Here is a 21,076-nt window from a genome sequence, read left to right as displayed (position 1 = left end):
GTAAACAGAATTTGAGGCTGCGGGCCTTAGCCCGTCCAAAGGACAGAATAACGCCTGCAGCCTCGATGTGTGGGGACGACGACGACTTAACCGTCAAGAGCGCTTATACTGGTAACACGCTCTAATGAAACATCCTCGATGTCGCCGATCAAGTACGCCCCGTAGAGCGGTACAAAGGTAACATCGTGGATGTGTAAATCTTTTGTAATTTCATCTCCGTGCCTGTCGCGGAATGTAACCGCGCAGTGGTGCCCTAAGTATTGCTTTGCGTCCGGTATTCTCATTTTCAGCCTCCTCAGGTGCTCTCCCTTCATCCATGATCAAAAGCCGCTCGGAATATTGTATGGCTGATCCCGAGCGCCACCAAGGATAATGGCCGAGCCGCCATGATGGATTGCCGTTGAACAAAACCCGCGCGCCTCGCACCCGGCCCATCGGAGTCGCCTGAGGACCGGCTGCAAACTCTTGGCCGCAGCCCCTGATCACTGACAATTCTATCTCGGCAGCCCGGCTGACCGCCGTATCTCACCCGCATCAAGCAGGCTCGTTGACTGTCAGTATGTTTATGCCGTGTGAGATGCGTAGGGGGTGCTGTATGGATTACCTGTTTAGGCGTTTTAATACGTGTGAGCGGAGAGTCCGGAGGGGGTTGGCTGAAAATTACCGGCTTGGAGCATATTTTCATCAACACTACAGGTCTTTCGGGTTTGAGGGTTGGAAGATATTCTCTCAATACAAATACCAAGTCTCCACCCTAACCCGGAAATCCCGAAAACGCCAAAGTGATAAGTTAGCTCCTATCCCTCCAGGTAAGATACCTGGAGGGATACAAACCCCTGACCATCGGGTTCTGTTTCGGACGCGATCGGATATCGCGTCCGAACTAAGTACAAAACTCTCCACCGTCCGCTCTCCACTCTCAACTCTCCACTGCTTCCGAAGAAGGAAGCACAAGGCTTTGAGAGTAATTCATACTCAAGGAGAGCATTCTTGAGAGATTCGACGCAAAATAAGTCGCTGAGTTTGTTTGTGGATAGGTGCGCTTCGGCATTGGAATCACTTTATGCCGCCGCCATGCACGATTGCGATAACGCCGAACCGAATAAGGTGTGTTCGGAGTCGCTGCGGCATATAGTGCGAATGATCGCAGTGCTTGCCGCATCTGAAAAAATGCCCGATAACGGAACCTCAATAGTCCCCATTTGCGCGGCTGCTGATGCTCTCAAGCAAACAGCTTACAAACCTTCCGAGTGCTTGAATACGCAATATATAGAGTCATGCCGTAAGGCTTTTGAAACGTCGGGCTATGGAATATTCGCGCTCGGTGATGACAGCACTCTAACTGAAGAGGCATTTGCTCAAGCAGCAAAGTCGCTCCTTCGTCCCACGCCAGATGCGCCAATAGACTCTATATTTTTTCAGACGATCCCGCTTTCATGGCTCGGGTGCGCATATCAGGGTCTGCTGGCGTTTAGGCCATCCAAAAATTTGGACCGGCTGGAATCGAGCAGAACACGGCGCAAAGACGCGGGTGTGTATTTTACTCCTCCCCCGCTGGTCAGCTATATCATAGATTCGGTCGTATCGCCCCTTGCCCAGACTCGAAAGATCACTGATCATAATCCTCACGCTGTAAGAATCCTGGACCCCGCGATGGGTGGGGGTGATTTTCTCTGCGCGGCAGTCGAAAAGCTGGCCAATAGCGATGATGAGGCGCAAATTGCAGCGGGATGCGTCTATGGGGCGGATATCGATCCGACGGCTGTAGAGATATCGCGTTTTTGCGTATGGGCATCGTCGCGCTTTGCAGATGGGATCGCAGTAAATGTCAACTCGCACCTAATATGCGCCGACTCTCTCGGCTCGGATGATAAGCATTTTGACTGGAAACGCGCTTTTAGTGAAGTCTTTACGCACGGTGGTTTCGACGCTGTTGTAGGCAATCCGCCTTACATCGCGGCAAAAAACGGGCTGGCGCATATGTCGCGCGGTCAGTCGGACTCGTATCTTTTATTCCTGAACCTTGTGATGAAAAACGACCTGGTTAGAACCGGAGGCATGCTTTCGATGGTGCTGCCCGACCCGATGCTGGTGCGCGAAAACGCCGCTGAGGTCAGGCGATCGCTAATCTCGGACTGGACAATAAAGTCTCTGCTGCACATATCCGGCGCGTTTAGAGATGCGCAGGTCGCAAACATAGTGCCGGTCTGCAAAAATGCGGCGCCGTCCGATGATCATTTCTCAGTCTGCAGAATAGAGAGCCGTGCCGACCGCCGGGCGTTCGTGCTCAGACCTGTGCAGACTTTTGAATCGCTGGCGCGCAATCTCAGGCGAGAGGTGGTCTTGTCACAGAGGCGATATGAGTTTTTATATCTGCTCGAAGACGGGCGATTCGGCGAGATCATCAGGAAAATACACGGCGAGAGCGCGGCGCTGAGCAATTACCAGGCTCCATTTGTCCCGCTAAAAGACTTGAACGTAAAAGCCATATATCGCGGGGAAGAGGTCGGCAAATCAAATATAAGACGGGAAAGCGGCGACATGCCGGTCATCATGGGCGGCCAGAGCATAAGGCCATATGAAATCTTGTGGGAAGGGGTCAAGACCAGCAGGTCGTGGGTCAAGAAGTCCGTCGAAAGATATCACAGCACGAAGATAATGCTGCAAAAGAGTTCGGCCAGACTTGTTGCCGCTCTGGATAGAGTAAGCAAAAATCATATCGGCTACGTTTTCCCACAGTCGGTATATGGGATCGAACTGTGTAAACCCGGAATTGACGAGGTATATCTGCTGTGCATACTCAATTCGCGGGTTATGAATGAATATGTCCGGAGGGCTGTTACAGGCTACAAATTTGTGCAGCCGCAGATAGAGATCGAAGACATTCGCGCACTGCCTATTCGACAAATAAGCTTCACTACACCGCCGGATGAACGTAAGGCAGGTCTCGCCTGCGGCATTGAAATTTTCGAGAGTGAGTCTTTGCGGGGGGCGTCATTCCCAAGGTTGTCAAACTTCATAGCGCAGTGCACTGAGCGCTCGGATGTAGCGCATGACATGCTTGTATATTTGGGGAACCTGGTGATAGACCTGACACAAGCCGACCGCACATCGCCCAGCCCGGATTTGACAGCCCGGCTGGAATCAACGCGCGCGGCGGTCGAAACTGTAGTCAGCCGCCTATACTCGAATGAGCCTGATCAGATGGACCTGATACTATAAATAGTCGGGGGCAGAAATACCCCCGACTATCTTGCCTCGTCTTTATGCTGCTATGTGGTGGTGGTTTCATGGGTCTCTTCATGTTCAGGCGGGTTAATGCCGGCAAGCCCACCCAAAATTGATGCCACCAGAAAGATCAAAAATCCTCCGAAGAACCACCAAGCCGCACTGCTGACAGTCGCACTGAGTGGCGCGCCCGCAGCGGCTCCACGTGAACCCATAATCGATGCGACGACCGCGCCTATTATCCCACCGAAAGTGACGACATGCAGCACGGTGACCAGACACCATACGATAACGCCATGCATTATCGCGGGCACGACATCAGCCCTAGCGGTACGGGCAGCCAGCAAGCTGCCTAAAAACAACCCCAGTGAACCGAAACCGACTACCCAGTAGCCCATGCCTCCGATCCCTATTCCAAGCGCTATGCCCAAAGCAGTGAGCAGAAAAGTCACCGACAACGCAACCAGTAGGCCTGCAAATGTCGGTCCCCACTGTATTCTCGTGGCAGGCACAATTATGTCGGTGATTGCAGTCACGGTAGGTTCATAGTAATGGTGTCCGTGTATAAAGGCTTCGGAGGCTCCACCCTTTTGACCCGCAATTCTTTCACTCTCATGCTCGTCCATGTGAACCCCTCCATACTCGTAGATCGAGGTCAATTAAGACCCTAATCAATTTTCCCGCGTCAAAATTTATCTAAACGCCGTGAAGAGGGGTAATGGGTGTCGGGTGCCGGGTGTCGGGGCATGACGAACACACGCAAGTTGTCTTGTAAACAGCAGCATACTGAGTAATATAGAAAAATAATCAATACAAATTACTCAATACTAATTTATGCTGACTTTATTACCCTTGGTTACTGTGACATCGAACTGCTTACCCTGCCATTGGACTCGCGTGAGCTTTATGGACTTCCAGCGCTTCGGCAGACATGGCGACCAGTTCAAGATTTTGCTTTGATCTTGAGCAAAGTAGTCCATGTTTGCGCCTGCAAGACCGAATATGGTCGATTGGATCGGCCCGGCGGCTCCGGTGAGGAAGCACATATTTTCGTATGTGGTGGAGGACTTCTCATTGAAGTAATTGAAAGGCCCGCGGAAGTAGGGCTTGTAGCTCTTCATAAACTCATTATATGCCCTGTCGCAATCACCCAGGCGCGCGGCAATGACACAATGAGCTGATGTGCTCATGGCAGGCCCGTTCGGATAGAGTCGGCTGGAATAATACTCAAACGTATTTTTGTATATAGCTGTCATATCTTGACCGGCAAACTTATACTGCAGCGGATATACTATAAGCTCAGTATCGGCCTGCTTTGCTTTCCAGTTCGGCTTGTGACCGTCGAACGCTGAGAAACGCTTATTAGTCGGATCAAAAGGAATATACATCTTCTCGGCGACCTGCGCCCACTTAAGATCAGGCGCTGCACCGATACGCTTAGCAGCCTGCTCGGCGATACGCAGATTCATCTGAGCGATGATATTTGTATACGCGCTATTGTTGATAAGCTCGGCATTTTCATCCGGCGGAACTACCTGCAATATCTCATAATGGTCCTTTGCAGGAACCCACTTCACCCGGCTGGCCCAGTAGTCTGCTGTCGCTTTTATTACGGGGTAGCCTCGGGTCTTGAGCCATGTCTTGTCGCCCGTAGCTAAATAATACTGCCACTGGCAAAGAGCCACGTCTCCGTCAATGTGCCTCTCATTTCTATAGACAAGCCCCTCGGGAGTGTCTTCTTTGCCCGTATATCCGCTCTCCCAGGCATATTCCGCTCCGGCAAAACCGTGCTCTTTTGCATTAGCCATTGCTCCGAGCAGTGTGTTATATCGATAATCCACTATCGAGCGAGCAAGCTCGGGGTGCTGCAATATCAGAGCAGGGAACATCCACAAATCGGCGTCCCAGAAGACATGCCCGCTGAAGGCATTGTTTGACAGGCCCATCGGCGGTATGCTCCACTGGCTGCCTTTACGCACGCTCTGAAGTAAATAGAACATGCAGGAGTGGAGAGCCTGCTGGTCGCGCTTGGGGCCGTCTATTATTATGTCGTGCTTCCAGAGGTCGGACATTGCGCGTTTGTGCAGAGAGATAAACCTGCTGTCGTCGTATTTGCGCAGTTCCCAGAGTTTAGACTTCATTGTAATGTCATGTGCTCCTGCGGCAAATAGCACATTCATGCAGGCGTTATTCTCCGGGTCGCCACCAATAAACACCGAGCTGTAATTGCTCACTGAAAACTTAACACCTCTCTTGGGTTCCAGAGCGAGAACGGACTCAACACTACTGCCTCCCCATGAGGGGGGATCGCCTTCTGCACTCGACACCAAAAGTGAAGCAAGCGCAAACTTGATGCCGCTCTGTTTTGTGCCGAAAGCGCAGGCCCTAATACGCTCGCTACCATTCAATCGCCACCCAGTATCCCCATCTTTGGGTGTCGGAGACAACGCGAAATTTTCAGTATTGCGGCTGTAAGACTGTGCATCAATTCTACTTGAAAAGTTTGGGCGCAATTCCGCACGCACAACCCCCACATTCGGCTCCGCCCTTGAAACTATAACCTCGACTTTACCCTTAAGAGTCTTGCGACCGGCGCGCCATGTGGCGTACGTCGTAAGGATGCCGGTCTTCATATTGAGGACCTGTTTGTAGTCGGCATCTTTATCTATCTTGAACTCGGTCTTGCCGTCATAGAAACGTAGATCACTCCAGGTAGGTGTGGGGATGAGTTTCTCATTGTCATAGAGACCGGCCATGAAGCAGGGCAGAGGCTGGCCGTTATGATTGCCCACACCTTCGCCCATAATCCGGCAGCCGATGAAGCCGTTGCCCAGATATGTGCCGTAAAGATTATCGGGGTCGTATGAGACCAGGAGCCAGGGGTCGTCATTTGGTGGATGGTTTGCGTTTTTGCTTGACTTGTTCGGAATTAGAAGCAGACCGATTATTGCGGCTGCGGCAAGGATAATCAGCGCGACACCGCGCATGACACTGCGATTCATTATCTCACCTTTCTAGCTACATAAAATACTCTGTCCGACCGCCTTGTCGGTCGGCGAAATTTATAGGCATGGAAAATATCGACCACATCAAAGCCTGCGTCGCTCAGCATCATCGAAAGCTCCTCGAGGCTATGCGCGCGCTGTATGTGGACCTCTTTGAACTGGCGCTTTTCGCCGTCTTCCATTACCTCAAAGGTCATATTCACTGTGCAGATTCGAGTGGAGTGGTCGTACGTGCTGTTCCAGATATAGTGCGGATAAATATTCGATGCGATGTTGGCTTGATCGAAGAAATGATGCGCCAGGGCATACTCAGTGTTCACGTCGAATATGAAGATGCCGCCCTCGACTAAATGCTCCCCCACCCGCTTGATTGCGCGCGCAAGACGAGACGGGTCGGTAATATAGTTCAGAGAATCGAACAGGCTGATAGATAGATCGAACTTGCGCCCGTCCAGATCGAGGTCTGCCATATCCTGCACAAAATATTCCACGCTGCTGTGCTTGGACTTGGCTGCATCGATCATATCCGGAGCTATGTCGGCACCTACTACTTTGTATCCCTTATCCGCTAGTATCTCGCTGACATTGCCTGTGCCGCACGCTACATCGAGCACGCTTTTGGGACGATACTCAATGCGCGCCAGTATATCCTCTATATATCTGACCCAAAGATTATACGGGACGCCGGCCATCAGGTCATCATAGTACGCAGCTATCTGTTTGAACTGTGTTTGTGTCATACAATTATTCATACGCTGGTTGATTCGTGAGCGTGCCTTGGAATCCCTTCAGTTGCAGGATCACAAAAAAATTGATGGTTGCGGGGGAGACCGCAACCATCCATACTGAAAGGAAGGAGAGAAGATGAATTACATATTAGGTTATAATTGCAAGCCGGCGCCCGGTTCGTCCACATAATTGCGTTTCGTGCTGGCAGGTCACTTAGTCGCTTGGACTTACCTGGGTTCGGGAACAACTCTGCGGGCGGGCAGATTGGAAAGTCGTTCCCGGCTGACTGTATGTTCTCAGGTATTCCGCCTTACGTCCTTCGGCCATACTGTTCAGTCACCGGCTATATAGATGATACCCTTATTACCTAACCCTCACAATTAGCTTTATGCTCTATTTTTGTATGCTACCTCCGCACTAGCACGATGTAATACGTTAGTATTACACACGCTTCTGTAAGTGCAAAGACATCTCCTCATTTCCTGATAGGTGGCGATCTCCGAATCGTCACTTTAATGCCAATTGGGATCTCCGAACCCCGCAACCTATGCTGGAATAGCCGGATTCGGAGATCCGGCATTGGTTCTTGGGTAAGGATTCGGAGATCCTTACCCATCGTTTGGACTTCGTCACAAAACGGTTATTCGTGCGTTCGCCCGTTCGCCCTGCAACTTGACCCAGAGGGCGCTGCTAACTACAATTAAGCGATGGACTCACAAGAGAGCACAAAGCACCTGATACTCGGCACCGCCGGCCACGTCGATCATGGCAAGACCACGCTTATTAAAGCCATGACCGGGATCAATACCGACCGCCTGAAGGAAGAACAGGAACGGGGCCTTACAATAGACTTGGGGTTTGCATCACTGATGCTTCCGAGCGGGAAGCAGATAGGTATTGTCGATGTGCCGGGGCATGAGAGATTCCTCAAAAATATGCTCGCAGGTGCAAGCGGCGTCGATATCGCGCTGCTGGTAGTGGCTGCTGACGAGGGCGTGATGCCTCAGACGCGCGAGCACCTCGAAATACTTGAGCTGTTGGAAACAAAGCTTGGGGTAGTCGCTCTCACCAAGTGCGATATGGTGGAGGATGACTGGCTCGATATCGTACAGGAAGACCTTGAGCAATACCTCAAGGACACCTCGTTCGGAAATGCAAAGATCATTCGGGTATCGGGAACCACAGGCGAAGGTGTCGATGACCTCATAAGAGAGATAGACAGGCTCGCGGACATGGCGGCTCAGCGCACAACGCAGGGACCGTTCAGGCTCCCGATAGACAGAGTGTTCACGATGACGGGTTTCGGGACTGTCGTGACGGGTACGCTGGTCTCAGGCACAATCAGGCTCGGCGATGCCGTCACCATACTGCCCCAGGGGATCGACTCGCGCGTCCGTCAAATCCAGGTCCATGGCAAGAAACAGGACTCAGCTTACGCCGGAAGCCGCGTTGCACTAAACCTGGTGGGGGTCGAAGTGCCGGATATCGGGCGTGGAAGCGTGCTCCTGCCGCCGGGATACCTTGGCGCGACGAACATGCTCGATGCAAGCGTATCGGTGCTCAAAGACTCTCCCCGCCCTCTCAGAAGCAGAATGCGCATCAGGATGCACATAGGCACGCTTGAAGCGATCGGCCGCGTGATGATATTAGGCGGCGAAGAGATAGCCCCCGGAGAAAAAGGGCTGGTTCAACTCAGGCTTGAGACCAAAATAGTGGCCGCGCGGTCAGACAGGTTCGTGCTTCGATTCTACTCTCCTGCTCGCGTAATGGGCGGCGGGATAATACTCGAGCCGAACGCAACTAAACACCGAAAAAACGATGCAGACATAATAAAAAAGCTCGAACGCACGCTCAGCGGCAACCCGGCGGATATAATTGAGGACGCGCTTGCTGCCAGCGAAACCGGACTTGCAAGAAAAGATATAATCCAGCGAACAGGCCTGAGTGATCAGGAAGTAAACTCGGTTTTGGAAGAACTGGTAAGCGGCGGCCGCGCGCTCGAACTGCACGGCAGGTTTGTGCATAAGCCCGGGTATGATATGATTGCATCCAGGATAAAATCGACTTTGGCAGCATATCATAAAGCCAATCCGATAAAACCCGGAATGCCCATCCATGAGCTTAAGGCTGCTTTGGGGCAGCGGATTGAGCAGAAAGGTTTCCAGGCGATACTCTCGTCAATGGCAGCGGACGGAGAAGTAGAGGTATCGGAAAGTGTTATAAAACTGCCGGGTCATATTATGACTCTGGATTCTCAACAGGAAGAACTGCTGTTAAAAATCGAGACTGCCTACCTTGATGCAGGCGTTAATCCGCCTCTGCTGACCGAACTGGAACGCAAATATGGAGCGGATACGCGCGAGATAGTGACTCTGCTTACGACGCGCGGCGGGCTGGCTAAAGTTGACACCGATTTATATTTCCATAAGTATGCCATAGATAGCGCAGCCGATATGCTCAAGAAATATCTCGAGGAAAACGGACAAATTACGGTGGCGCAGTTTAGAGACCTGATCAATTCGAGCAGAAAATATGTTGTGCCACTGCTTGAATATTTTGACTCCAAGCGTATTACGCGGAGGATGGGTGACCAGAGAGCACTTTTTGGGCGATAGGTGGGGTTTTGAAAACCTGGCGTTCTATTTCGGTCGCGATCGGATATCGCGCCCGAACAAAGGCTCTCAGCTATTTTTCGAGGACTTAATATGATATTTTCGAGGTCGAACGAACTCTTCACTAAAGCGCAGATAGTAATGCCTGGTGGGGTAAATAGCCCTGTGCGAGCATTTAGGTCTGTCGGCGGGCAGCCCGTCTTTATCAAGCGAGGCGAGGGCTGCCGTGTCTTCGATGAAGACGGCAACTCATATATCGATTACGTCTGCTCATGGGGACCGCTCATTCTGGGACATGCATATCCGAGCATAGTCGATGCGATTAAGCGAACTGCGGAGGACGGCACTACCTTCGGCGCTCCGACTGCCCTGGAAGTAAAGCTGGCTGAGATGATCGTTGACGCTGTGCCGTCGATTGAGATGGTGCGGCTGGTAAGCTCGGGCACTGAGGCAGTCATGAGCGCGATCAGGCTCGCGCGCGGCTACACCGGTCGGGATAAGGTCATCAAATTTGAGGGCGGCTATCATGGCCATGCGGATTATATGCTTGCCAAAGCAGGCTCTGGGGTCGCCACACTCGGGCTGCCGGACAGCGCGGGCGTGCCTGCAAGTATCGCATCTGACACTATAGTGCTGCCATATAACGATATAGATGCGGCTGCGGATGCAGTGCATGCTATGAAAGATCAGATCGCATGCATCATCGTTGAGCCTGTGGCGGGGAATATGGGTGTCGTGCCTCCAAAGCCTGGATTCTTGAGCGGCCTGCGCGAGATATGCAGCAACAATGGAGTCTTGCTGATATTCGACGAAGTGATTACAGGTTTTCGAGTATCATACGGCGGAGCGCAGGAGCTTTATGGTGTCACACCAGACATCACCACGCTCGGCAAGATCATTGGCGGCGGGCTGCCGGTCGGCGCATACGGCGGCAGGCGTGAGATAATGGAACAGGTGGCGCCTGTCGGGCCTGTGTACCAGGCGGGAACTCTCTCTGGCAACCCGCTTGCAGTAAGCGCCGGGATTGCAGTCCTGGAAGTGCTCAGGCAGCCTGGATTGTATGACGATCTGAACCGGAAGTCCGATAAACTCAAGCAAGGTATCACTAAGGCTGCAGCGGACGCAGGCGTTAGGGTGCGCATAAACAACGTCGGGTCCATGATGACTATTTTCTTCACCAAGGACCCTGTATATGACTACGCTTCGGCAAAAAAGAGCGACACGGCTTTGTATGCGCGGTTCTTTCACGCGATGCTTGAGCGCGGAGTATACCTTGCGCCGTCCCAGTTTGAGGCGGCGTTTATATCGGCTGCGCATGGACTGGATGACATAAAATATACAATTAAGATCAGTGCCCAGGCTTTTCAGGCACTGGTTTGACCGGAGGATCATATGACCACACTCGAACGATTCGGCGTATCCATGGAAGACGAGTTGCTCAGGCAGTTCGATGTTCTTATAGGTGAGCGAGGTTACCAGTCTAGGTCCGAAGCCATACGAGACCTCGTCCGGCAGGAACTGGTAAAGGAAGAATGGACAGACCCGGAGGCTGAAGTCGTCGGCACGCTCACAATCGTCTATGAGCATCATGAGCACGAACTGTCCAACGTGCTGACTGAACTTCAGCATCAATACCACTCGTACGTCTTATGCAGCACGCATATTCATCTTGACCCGCATAACTGCCTCGAAGTCATTATACTAAAGGGCGCGAGCGCGAAGGTGAAATATATCGCTAACACGCTTATCAGCACACGAGGTGTTAAACACGGTCAACTGGTTTCGACTACCACAGGAAAAGCGGTTTCATGAAGGTTGCCCGGAATCTCTTGAATAAGTAGTTTTTAAGTTAGCTCATGAAGCAATGAAGATGAAGAGGTTGCGCCCTCACCCCAGCCCTCTCCCCCAGGAGAGGGAGTGGGTTTAGCTGACATCTCTCACCTCAAATTATTGTCAAGGAGATCATAATGAAGCGTTCAGAGTTAATTGCGGCTCAGGAAAGAGCGCGCAAGATGTTAGGAGAGGCCGGTATAGCCATCACGGCAGAGGAATCGGCAAATATAGAGGTAGCGGACTTTGGTCTGGGCAGGCTTGAGTCTGAAGGACTTGAGATCGTGGTCTACGTAAATAATGACCGCTACTGCGCCAAGGAAATGCTGATCTTCCCATATCAGACATGCCCCGAGCACAAGCATCCGCCGATAGCGGACAGACCAGGCAAGCAGGAGACATTCAGATGCCGCAAGGGGGAAGTGTATCTTTATGTATCGGGTGGACCTGTATCATCCCCAAAAGCAAAAGCGCCAAGCGAGTATTACACTGTCTTCCATGAGATAGTCCTCAAACCGGGAGAGCAGTATACGATAGTGCCGGAGACACTGCACTGGTTCCAGGCAGGACCCGAAGGTGCCATAGTATCCGAGTTCTCATCGCCAAGCGTAGACGAGGCAGATATCTTCACCGATCTTAATATCAAGCGGATACCTGTTGTAGAAGATTAAAAATCTTTTTCGGGCTGGACCAGATATTCAGCCCGATCTTGAAAAGCCGTTAATATGACTCGTCCGGGGCAGTAAAACTCCGAAAAAACACTCTGTGGCTACGGGATCTTCTCTATATAAACCGAGTTGTTTACTTGTTGCTGCCGGCCTTTTTTTCTATAGTCTGGACTGATTCAAGTATTTCCTTGGATGGGTTGAGCGCCCGAATTTTATCAATAACTTCGGATGCTTCATCTTTCTTGCCGCGATCGACTAGGAATGAGGCAAGGGTCAGCAGCGAGTCTGGGTTTTGGGGCTGTTTTTCAACGAGTGTGCGATAGGCCTTTTCGGCCTTTTCGTAATCTCCTGCTTCTTCATATGTGGAGCCGAGAGCATACCATGCATCGGGCCAGTCTCTGGCCATCTGGAGAACTTTGCCGATAGAGTCGACTGAGTCCTGATAGTTTTTCTGACGTTTCTGCACGCGAGCCAGCAGCAAATAAGCGGCCGGGCTGTCCGACGCCATTGTGACTGCCTTCTTCGCATAAGTGAGAGATGACTCGTAGTTTTTCTCGTCTGCAAGATAAAAATCGGCAAGAGCTGCCACCGGGCGGACATCACCCGGCGCTTCCTCGACGGCCTTTATCAGTTCCTTTTCGGCCTCATCGGTTTTCTTCTGCCTGAGCAGTGCGAGCGCTCGATTGGTGCGCAGGGTCGGCAGCTTGGGATCGATCTTCGCGGCTGCGTCGAACTCACTTATGGCCTCATCGAATTTGCCGAGCCCGGTAAGCGCGATTCCAAGGACAAGGTGCGGCTGGGCATCTGACGGACGCAGCTTGACAAGAGACTGAGCGCTCGATTGCGCAAGGTCCGGTTTCGATGCGCCGATCATGGAATATATGCGCGCCTGGAGTTGAAAGACCGTATCCGCATCGGCATCGCGTTTGACTGTTGCAGAAGGCGACGAGTAAAGCATTGCAGAGTCAACGCCATGCTCGCCGAGCCAGCGCGCGATTGCGGTGGAGATGGAACATCTGCCGAATATCTGATCATCCTTGCCGCCTGTGATTACCATGCGGTTCAGATACATGCCGACAACAAGCGGCCCGCGCGTGACAATCGAGCCGTTTGGGATAGGCTGAGCCGGACTTATATCGATTAAAAACGCCCAGTAATATTTGCCGATCTCAGTGACGAATATTTTGTTTGCGCTCCAACTACCGACTGCAAGCTTATATGAATCGCCCGACTTCTCACGAGTCACACCGTAGATATCAGTGGGCCAGCGATTGCCGATAGGATCGCCGCTCATAAGCTCACCCATAGTGCCCATAGCAGCCTTGGAAAAGTCACTCGATTGAGCGAATGTGACTGCGGGAAATCCGCTTATCGGGAGTTTGAGCAGGGCTATATTGAGGTCTTTATCGTAAGCCTTGAGTTCGCACTGATATGCCGCGCCGGTATACGCACTAACGAAGACCGGATAACGGATCAGATGAGTGGCAGTTGTACCGACTTTCTCGCTTATCGAGTCGAGAGTCGTCACGACCCAACTGCCGTCACCTACCATAAAACACATGCTCATCCAGTTGGACTGGTCCCCGAATACACGGATAACACCCGCGCAGTCGGCAGGCGAATCGGCAAAAGCGCATGAGGCCAAAGCAATGGTTATAAGTGCGACAAATATGAGTGCTCTTTTCATACTTATACTCTACCACCAAAAGCGATCCGGTGCAAAATGACTGAGGAAACGGTACGGTTCTCTGCGCGCGAATATATTCAACCTTCGGGGCATTCGCCCGCGAAGTATAAAAGGCTGTGGATCGAACATTTTTGCTTCCAAAGCGTTCTATCATATGTAAACGCTGTCGGGAGGACGAATGGAAGTACTGACGGACGCAGAGTTGATGGAGCTTGTCAAGACCGGTGACTATTGCGCCTTTGACGAACTCTACAACCGGTACTCGGAGCCTATCCGCAGGTTCCTGTTCCAACTCACTTGGGACCAGGACACGGCGGAGGACTATCTGCAGGAGACTTTCTTGCGGCTCTACCGGGCGCGCGACCGCTACGAGCCTACCGGAAAGTTCTCCACATTCATCTTCCAGATCGCCAAGAACTATTACCTCTCGCAGCGCCGCAAAGCAAATAGCCGTTCCGAGGAAATATCACTGGCCCATCAGAACAGCCTGGGGCGAAAGCCCTTTGAAAACATCCGTGCAAATGAGCGCATAGAACCTGAGGTGCACCTGATGGAGGAGTATCGCAGGTTTCGGATGCGCCGGGCTATAACCATGCTGCCGGAGGGTCAGAAGATGGTCTTTACTCTCTCGCACTTTGAGGGTCTCAAATATGTCGAGATTGCCGAACTGCTTGAGATTCCTGTGGGGACGGTGAAGTCGAGAATGCATGCTGCTGTAAATACGCTCAAAATCCTATTACGGGAGGAATAACCATGAACTGCGAACAGGCAAGGACAGAGATTATCGCTTATCTGAAAGGCGAGCTTTCAGAGGATCAGAAAATCAAGCTCGAGGAGCATCTTGCCAGATGCCCTGCATGCCGCCACGAACTCGAGGGTGCGCGCAGGCTCCTATCGTGGACAGAGGCCGCATCCGAGCAGGCCATTGTAAAGAAAGTCGATGATATCATCGACAATGCCATCAAAAGCAAGGCTTCGGATATCCACCTGGAAGGGCAGAGAGATAATATGCTGAGAGTGCGATATCGAATCGACGGAGTGATGCACGATGTAATGTCGATCGATTCTGCTGAGCGCATAGGCATTGTTACGCGGATTAAGATGATGGCTGATGTGGACACGTCGGAGACAAGGCTTCCACAGGACGGCAGGATGCCGTGGAAACTCGACGGTCAGGACTATGATATCCGAGTAGCCTTTTGCCCGTTTGTCTATGGCGAAGGGATTGTGATGCGCATACTGGATAAAAGCGTGCCGCTGATCGGCCTCGACAAGATATATATGTATCCTGATCACCTCCAAGCAATCAGAGATTTGATTCATCAGCCAGGCGGAATATTTCTTACCGGTGGTCCGACTGGTTCAGGTAAGACCACGACTCTTTATTCAGTGCTCCTTGAAATTAATAATCCGGACAGGAAAATTTTGACCATTGAAGATCCTGTTGAATATCTTATGAATGGTGTGAACCAGACTCAGGTGCACAAGAAAGTGGGGTATACATTTGCTGCCGCGATGAGGTCTTTCCTGCGTCATGATCCAGACATAATAATGGTCGGCGAGATCAGGGATAAAGAAACCGCCGAGATTTCTATCGAAGCGGCAATCTGCGGTCATTTGATCCTTACACAATTGCATACGAATGATAGCATCGGTGCGATCCAGCGGCTGCGAGATATGGGCATCGAGGACTTTTTAATATCTGCAGCCCTACTCGGCGCAATGAACCAGCGGCTTATTAGGCGTGTGTGCCCTGACTGCAAAGAGCGTGTGCTTGAAGTGATCCCGGCTCTCAAGGCTTTGAAAATCACTGAAGATGATATGAAAGCGCATGAAGTCTTCAAGGGTAAAGGATGTGAAAAATGCCATGGAACGGGCTACAGAGGCAGAGCGGCGATATATGAACTGCTGGTCATCGACAGGCATCTTCGCGAGATGATTGGAGAAGGCGCTCCAATCGATGAACTGCTTCGAACTGCAATTTCAAATGGTTTTATGCCCATCAAAGAAGATGCGCGCCGTAAGGTGCTCGATGGGCTGACTACAGCAGAAGAGGCGCTAAGAGTATTGGCTTTAACTGAGTGAGTGAATTTAGCACAAACCCACTGCCGGGCTATAGAGATATGTAGTCTGATGACTTAATCATTTCGCAGGAGGTGTGTGTTGATTTACGAACTTGAGTCTTCAATATGGCGCTTAATGATGGATTGGCTGCAGCACTCACTTATCCGGCGCGAAGTGCATAAGGCTAAGCATGCGGAGACGGAATAGTAGATGAGCAGTAATCTCGACTATTAAAATCGCACAGTTCTGTTTCGGGCTGGATCGGATATCCAGCCCGAACATAAGCGTCATCCCCGCAGAATTTGTTCCACTCTAGGGCAGTCTATCGAAGAAAAAGACCCTCATCCACAAAAACATTATTTCACAGCAACCTTAAGATCATAAGGTAGTTGCATACCATTTACAACACCTTTGCACACACTTTCTTTCGACTTACCCCTTGACAAGCCTCATTATCTGTGTGATAATACGCCATGCTCAACCATATGTGTCACAGTAATGATTATATATTTATCATTTACGACTCTCTGCAGCTTATTACAAACACGCAAAAAATGCTTAAGGGGGTGGTCCAGGCAAAAGATATCGCTGCAATAAACGAATTGCGCATTACACAAGAAAGGAGAGGAAAGTGATGAATAGGTTTTGCTTTATTGTTGTGTTGTGCTGCCTGATCGGCATAATTGCAATGTCGACCGCCCAGGCATACACAAACAATCCGCCGTTCAATCCTCAAAGAACGCTGTGCTGGAACTTCAATAGCTCGAATTGGCAGAAACCTGAAACCGTCATAGGCCCAATCTGGGATGAGGGAGAATGGATATGTGACGACATAAGAACCACAGGTGATGTGAATTCACTGCACTGGTATGAAGCAGGCTACATTGGTGTGGATAACACAAACGGCACCGGCAATGTAGTCGTTGACCTGATCTTCCATGTCAACAACTACGACAACAACAATCCCATAAAATATGTGTGGGATGAAGCCGTTTATGCGTTTCCGAATGCAGACTCGTTCAATCTGGTCGCACCGGCAGGCTACGAAACCAGTTGGCAAATAATCAACAAGGTAAACTCGGGTAATTGGTTAACCGACAACCTCACAGGCACAATCATGCCGAACCCGGACTGGGAAGAGTTTGTCTGGCACTTCAATGTTGCAGCAGGACAGACTGCTTACCTGGACAGGTTCTGCGTCAGCACTTTGTGCACACCCGAACCATCGAGTATTGTCGTTTTGCTTGGAGGGCTGGGAGTTCTTGGCAAAATGATCATTCGACGAAAGAAATGATGTCTCCAGTTTAAACTCCAAGAAGATGAAGCAGGCCGCCCGAATTCAAAACTTAGGCGGTCTGTTTGTTTGTGCATGCTCAACACACACTGCTTGGGTTTGACTGGGTGCTTTGTCTCGATCTGGATCGGATATCCAGCCCGGACAAAGAATTTTATTCAGGCACGATAGGCGTATAAACATCCATCTCCGAGTCCTCTTGGCCTGGACGGAAACGCTCGTCATACCATTCAAGGTCCGGTGTGTCAGCACGTTGATAGCCACTTGTCGGCAACCATTCACGATACACAAAGTTAAGAGCCGCACCCAAGCCGCTTTTTTCATCAGAGAGCTCTCCGTGCTGGGTGACGACAGCATAGGTGGCGGCAGGAACATCGAATATTGTCATTCCATCGGGCACTGGAGCATCATCATCGACTTCGTATCCGGCTACATATCGAAATGAGCCATCTTCATGCGAGTCACCACATACGCCAAGCATAACTCCAGGTTGTATCTTGCCTTGTATTTCATGGATACGCGGAATGAAGTCACCCCACATCGAGGAAATTTCTGCATTTTCGTTTTTACCGATATAGCCCAGACCAACCACGCGCATGGCGGGCAGATTAATAATACGAGTTTCCATTGCTGCTCCTTTCATACCCAGAGGTTCAATGTCTGCAAGGGAAAGAGCTTCGCGAAGTGGTATGAAAATACCACGACTTCGATATTCGACGGGTGTTAGTCCGCAAGCTCGTTTGAATGCCCGGGTGAAAGCCTCGTGTGAATCGTACTGCCAGTCGAGCGCAATGTCCAAGATGCGCCGATCTGTCTGCACTAGTGCCCTCGCCGCCTCGGTCAGCCGGCGTTTACGCACATAATCCATCACCGTCTCACCCGTCACACCCTGAAATATTCGACTGAAATGGAAGACGGAATATCCCGCCTGCTCGGCCACTTGTGATAGATTAATCGCTTCACCGAGGTTCGCCTCGATATGAACGATCGCATCGTAAACCCACTTGTAGTAGTCCTGTTCCATCGAGCCTCCCCTTGGTTTATTATCAATTTAACCATGCACTTTGCACTGGATACTTGATTGTTCGTGCGGACTTAATGGTTGCACAGACTAGAGTTGCATGTGATCGAGTGCGAAAAGGAATTTCCGCGATCTGAAATCGCGAAGTTCTGTTTCGGGCTGGATCGGATATCCAGCCCGAACATAGTGGAACTGCACTGAAAGGTTCGTGTTAAGCCTGGAAATAAAAAGCCCGGCAAGCAATCCTCACCGGGCCATCTCAATCAATAATTAATATAGAATATGCAATATAAAATCACTTATGTATTGCCCTGCCCATAGAATCGTATGCGGCTTCCTGCATAACTTCGCTCAAGGTCGGGTGAGAGTGGATGGTCGCCATCACCTCATCGACCGTCAGCTCATTGGTGATCGCAAGGGCCGCTTCGGCGATCAAGTCGGTAGCATGCGGACCTACAATGTGCACGCCCAGTATACCGCCGTACTTGCCGTCGACGATGAACTTCACGAAACCTTCGGTCTCGCCGATACCCATAGCCTTGCCGTTGTGGCTGAAGTCGAACTTGCCTACGCGCACGTCCTTGTATCGCTCTCTGGCTTGAGCTTCGGTTAGTCCGACTGATGCGCACTCGGGAGTGGTGTAGACACAGGCCGGGAAGGCCTTGTAGCTCATTTTTGAGTTCATACCCATCGCGTGCTCGACTGCGACTATGCCCTCTGTCCAGCCTACATGCGCCAGCATAGGTTCGCCTATTACATCACCGATTGCGTAGATGTTGGGGATGTTGGTCTGCATGTGCTCGTTGACAATAATCTTGCGCTTGTCGTGCTCAATGCCGACCTCATCCAGGCCGATATTGTCCATAACTGCGCGCCTGCCGACAGCGACCAGGATCTTATTGAAGTCCATAGCTTCTTCTTTGCCATTGGACTTGATGTAAACTCTCTTGCCGCCCTTGATGTCCTCCGCGCGAGTGACACCAGCGCCGAGCATAAACTTCATGCCGGCCTTCTCCAGCGACTTCTGGAGAGTGTTGGCGATCTCGGTGTCGGCTGCAGGCATAATCTGGCTCATCATCTCGACCACGAGGACCTCAGTCCCCAGTCGGGCGAATGTGTAGCCAAACTCAAGGCCGATGGCTCCGGCGCCCACGATGAGCATCTTCTTGGGAGCTTCGGTAAACTCGAGCGCTTCATTGCTTGTCCAGACATCTTTGCCGATCTCGAAACCTGCCATAGGCAGCCGAGCTGAGACGGAACCTGTTGCAATCAGAATTTTCTCGGCCTTAAGGGTCTCAACACCCTTTGCAGTCTCTACTGCGACAGTGTGCGTATCGACTATCTTGCCGTGACCTCTGACAAGCTTGATCTTATTCTTTCTGAACAGGCCTTCGACACCGCCTGTAAGCTGCTTGACGATGTTGGCCTTGCGCTTCATCATTGTAGATACGTTGAGCTTGGGCTCAGATGTCTCAACGCCGAACTCGGCTCCATGTTTTACATGGTCCAGAACAGCCACGCTGGAGAGCAGCACCTTGGTGGGAATGCATCCCACGTTGAGACATGTGCCTCCGACGGAGTTCTTCTCGACCACTACAACACGAGCGCCGAGCTGTGCGGCTCTGATGGCAGCGACATATCCGCCCGGTCCGGTGCCTATCACTATGATGTCGGTCTCGTAGTTAGATGATTGCATAAGTTGTTCCTTAATACCGGGAAAGACCATACCGGATGGGTCGGTTCCCTCGAATGTGGATTTATCCGACAGGAGCGAAGAAAGATCACTCAGTTTGGGGAGCACAAGCGATTCTGTGCGGGACATATTATTAACCAAAACAACCCCCTGCTGTACGCATGAAAAAGTCGATTTATGCTAGCACAGCAGAGGGCGAATGTCAATTTTTAGAGACGGTAACTAATTCACACCTACTCCCTCACCGGCAAGTTTCTTCATAGCGATATCCGCTGCTTTCTTACCAGAGAGCAGCATGCCGCCGAAGATCGGGCCCATTCGGGATGTGCCGAAGAACTGCGCGCAGGCCATGCCTGTGATAATCAAGCCTGGATAAACTTCACGCGTGCCATCGACGACGCCGTTTTCGCCCATCTGAGCGTTCATTGTGTCCTCACCCTTGATCTGGACTATTCCCCGCTTGGCTAGGAAATTGAGCACAATCGCTTCGTGCCCAGTGCTGTCCATCACGAGCTTGCTCCTAAAGGTGAGGGGATCGACGGGAAGATTCATCATCTTATACCCCGTATCATTTGCGACGACCCCCGCCAGAGCACGGTCCTCATCAAAGTAGACATCCTCTATCGTAAAAAGATTGAGAAGCGTTACGCCGCTCTCGATGGCCTTCTTAATGAGAGCTGAAGCGAGCAGGACTGATGAGACCACCAGGTAGCCGTCATGTTCTTTTGCTTCAACGTCGATTTCACGGAGAATGTCACGCACGTCCGGTTCGAGAATGACTCTGTTGAAACCTTTACCGCCTCCCCAGATTCCGCCGCCCGGCGAGAGGCGCTTCTCCATAATGGTGACTTTCTTGCCCTGCTCGGCAAGCGTATAGGCCGCTACAAGGCCGCTCGGCCCGCCGCCGACTATTATCACGTCTGACTCGAGAGAGTCTTCGAGCATGGCGAAGTAGTCGCGCATAATCAGCCGCGATACTTCCAGGTCTGAGATGTTTTCGATCATTTGAGTTACCCCCAATGGTCCGTCAAACGACGGATGATATACTTGGGCGGCAGAAGGTGAGCATGCGCGATTACGCGCTAACGTGAGGTCTTCCAAAGGAGACTTCCGCGTTTCCTACGCCGGCATTACCCGGATCAGGTTCAAAGGGATGAAGCGTCATTACGCCGCTTCTCTCAGCTGCTCTACCAGCACCCCCAGCGGTTTACGGGACTATGATATCACGGCAAAAGCAGCTTGACA

The 21,076-nt window shown here is 51.3% G+C and carries 16 protein-coding genes and 1 riboswitch; of the genes, 8 read left to right on the top strand and 8 right to left on the bottom strand.

Translation table 11 applies throughout. The annotated features are described in order from the left end of the window. Positions 1-86 precede the first annotated feature (86 nt). The gene (locus ABFD83_11030; GenBank protein ID MEN6357602.1) at positions 87-284 is read right to left on the bottom strand and encodes a hypothetical protein; all 198 of its coding nucleotides are present in this window, start codon (positions 282-284) and stop codon (positions 87-89) included. 706 nt (positions 285-990) lie between these two features. Here ABFD83_11030 and ABFD83_11025 point away from each other — a divergent pair. Next, positions 991-3,222, top strand: coding sequence for an N-6 DNA methylase (locus tag ABFD83_11025; protein ID MEN6357601.1), 2,232 nt, complete (start codon positions 991-993; stop codon positions 3,220-3,222). Positions 3,223-3,272: 50 nt separating this feature from the next. Here ABFD83_11025 and ABFD83_11020 read toward each other — a convergent pair whose 3' ends face one another. The 3 genes from ABFD83_11020 to ABFD83_11010 form a co-directional block, all read right to left on the bottom strand. Continuing rightward, positions 3,273-3,854 carry a hypothetical protein gene (locus ABFD83_11020; protein ID MEN6357600.1) on the bottom strand — a complete coding sequence of 194 codons (582 nt, stop codon included), beginning with the start codon at positions 3,852-3,854 and terminating at the stop codon, positions 3,273-3,275. Positions 3,855-4,055: 201 nt separating this feature from the next. Further along, positions 4,056-6,230 (bottom strand): glycosyl hydrolase family 65 protein, encoded by a 2,175-nt coding sequence (locus tag ABFD83_11015; protein MEN6357599.1) that lies wholly within the window; start codon positions 6,228-6,230, stop codon positions 4,056-4,058. Further along, entirely contained in the window at positions 6,230-6,973 is a 744-nt protein-coding gene (locus ABFD83_11010; GenBank protein ID MEN6357598.1) for a methyltransferase domain-containing protein, read from the bottom strand. The genes ABFD83_11015 and ABFD83_11010 overlap by 1 nt, the downstream gene beginning before the upstream one ends. A 696-nt stretch (positions 6,974-7,669) precedes the next feature. On the opposite strand from ABFD83_11010, the gene selB reads away from it, so the two are divergent. The 4 genes from selB (at position 7,670) to ABFD83_10990 (ending at position 12,075) form a co-directional block, all read left to right on the top strand. Next, positions 7,670-9,577, top strand: a complete 1,908-nt coding sequence (gene selB, locus ABFD83_11005) for a selenocysteine-specific translation elongation factor (protein ID MEN6357597.1) — start codon at positions 7,670-7,672, stop codon at positions 9,575-9,577. 90 nt (positions 9,578-9,667) lie between these two features. Next, positions 9,668-10,954: a glutamate-1-semialdehyde 2,1-aminomutase gene (gene hemL / locus ABFD83_11000; protein MEN6357596.1), complete on the top strand. Its 1,287-nt coding sequence runs from the start codon at positions 9,668-9,670 to the stop codon at positions 10,952-10,954. Positions 10,955-10,966: 12 nt separating this feature from the next. Beyond that, positions 10,967-11,386, top strand: a complete 420-nt coding sequence (gene nikR, locus ABFD83_10995) for a nickel-responsive transcriptional regulator NikR (GenBank protein ID MEN6357595.1) — start codon at positions 10,967-10,969, stop codon at positions 11,384-11,386. 155 nt (positions 11,387-11,541) lie between these two features. Beyond that, positions 11,542-12,075 carry a D-lyxose/D-mannose family sugar isomerase gene (locus ABFD83_10990; GenBank protein MEN6357594.1) on the top strand — a complete coding sequence of 178 codons (534 nt, stop codon included), beginning with the start codon at positions 11,542-11,544 and terminating at the stop codon, positions 12,073-12,075. 130 nt (positions 12,076-12,205) lie between these two features. Here ABFD83_10990 and ABFD83_10985 read toward each other — a convergent pair whose 3' ends face one another. Beyond that, positions 12,206-13,759 carry a tetratricopeptide repeat protein gene (locus tag ABFD83_10985; GenBank protein MEN6357593.1) on the bottom strand — a complete coding sequence of 518 codons (1,554 nt, stop codon included), beginning with the start codon at positions 13,757-13,759 and terminating at the stop codon, positions 12,206-12,208. A gap of 178 nt (positions 13,760-13,937) precedes the next feature. On the opposite strand from ABFD83_10985, the gene ABFD83_10980 reads away from it, so the two are divergent. The 3 genes from ABFD83_10980 to ABFD83_10970 all read left to right on the top strand — a co-directional run bounded on the left by ABFD83_10980 (position 13,938) and on the right by ABFD83_10970 (position 17,117). Further along, positions 13,938-14,510, top strand: a complete 573-nt coding sequence (locus ABFD83_10980) for an RNA polymerase sigma factor (GenBank protein ID MEN6357592.1) — start codon at positions 13,938-13,940, stop codon at positions 14,508-14,510. Between the two features lie 2 nt (positions 14,511-14,512). Beyond that, positions 14,513-15,844 (top strand): ATPase, T2SS/T4P/T4SS family, encoded by a 1,332-nt coding sequence (locus tag ABFD83_10975; GenBank protein ID MEN6357591.1) that lies wholly within the window; start codon positions 14,513-14,515, stop codon positions 15,842-15,844. A 613-nt stretch (positions 15,845-16,457) separates the two neighbouring features. After that, positions 16,458-17,117 carry a PEP-CTERM sorting domain-containing protein gene (locus tag ABFD83_10970; protein MEN6357590.1) on the top strand — a complete coding sequence of 220 codons (660 nt, stop codon included), beginning with the start codon at positions 16,458-16,460 and terminating at the stop codon, positions 17,115-17,117. Between the two features lie 154 nt (positions 17,118-17,271). Here ABFD83_10970 and ABFD83_10965 read toward each other — a convergent pair whose 3' ends face one another. The 3 genes from ABFD83_10965 to ABFD83_10955 all read right to left on the bottom strand — a co-directional run bounded on the left by ABFD83_10965 (position 17,272) and on the right by ABFD83_10955 (position 20,836). Then, positions 17,272-18,141 carry an AraC family transcriptional regulator gene (locus ABFD83_10965; protein ID MEN6357589.1) on the bottom strand — a complete coding sequence of 290 codons (870 nt, stop codon included), beginning with the start codon at positions 18,139-18,141 and terminating at the stop codon, positions 17,272-17,274. 292 nt (positions 18,142-18,433) lie between these two features. Then, on the bottom strand, positions 18,434-19,972 hold the full coding sequence (lpdA, locus tag ABFD83_10960; GenBank protein MEN6357588.1) for a dihydrolipoyl dehydrogenase: 1,539 nt from the start codon (positions 19,970-19,972) through the stop codon (positions 18,434-18,436). Between the two features lie 81 nt (positions 19,973-20,053). Continuing rightward, positions 20,054-20,836 carry a sulfide-dependent adenosine diphosphate thiazole synthase gene (locus ABFD83_10955; GenBank protein MEN6357587.1) on the bottom strand — a complete coding sequence of 261 codons (783 nt, stop codon included), beginning with the start codon at positions 20,834-20,836 and terminating at the stop codon, positions 20,054-20,056. Positions 20,837-20,929: 93 nt separating this feature from the next. Next, a riboswitch (TPP riboswitch) is annotated at positions 20,930-21,042 on the bottom strand. Between the last annotated feature and the right edge of the window lie 34 nt (positions 21,043-21,076).

Source organism: Armatimonadota bacterium, assembly GCA_039679645.1.
Lineage (GTDB): Bacteria > Armatimonadota > UBA5829 > UBA5829 > UBA5829 > UBA5829.
The sequence above is the reverse complement of the archived record's forward strand: the minus strand, read 5'-3'. Positions and strand labels throughout refer to the sequence as shown.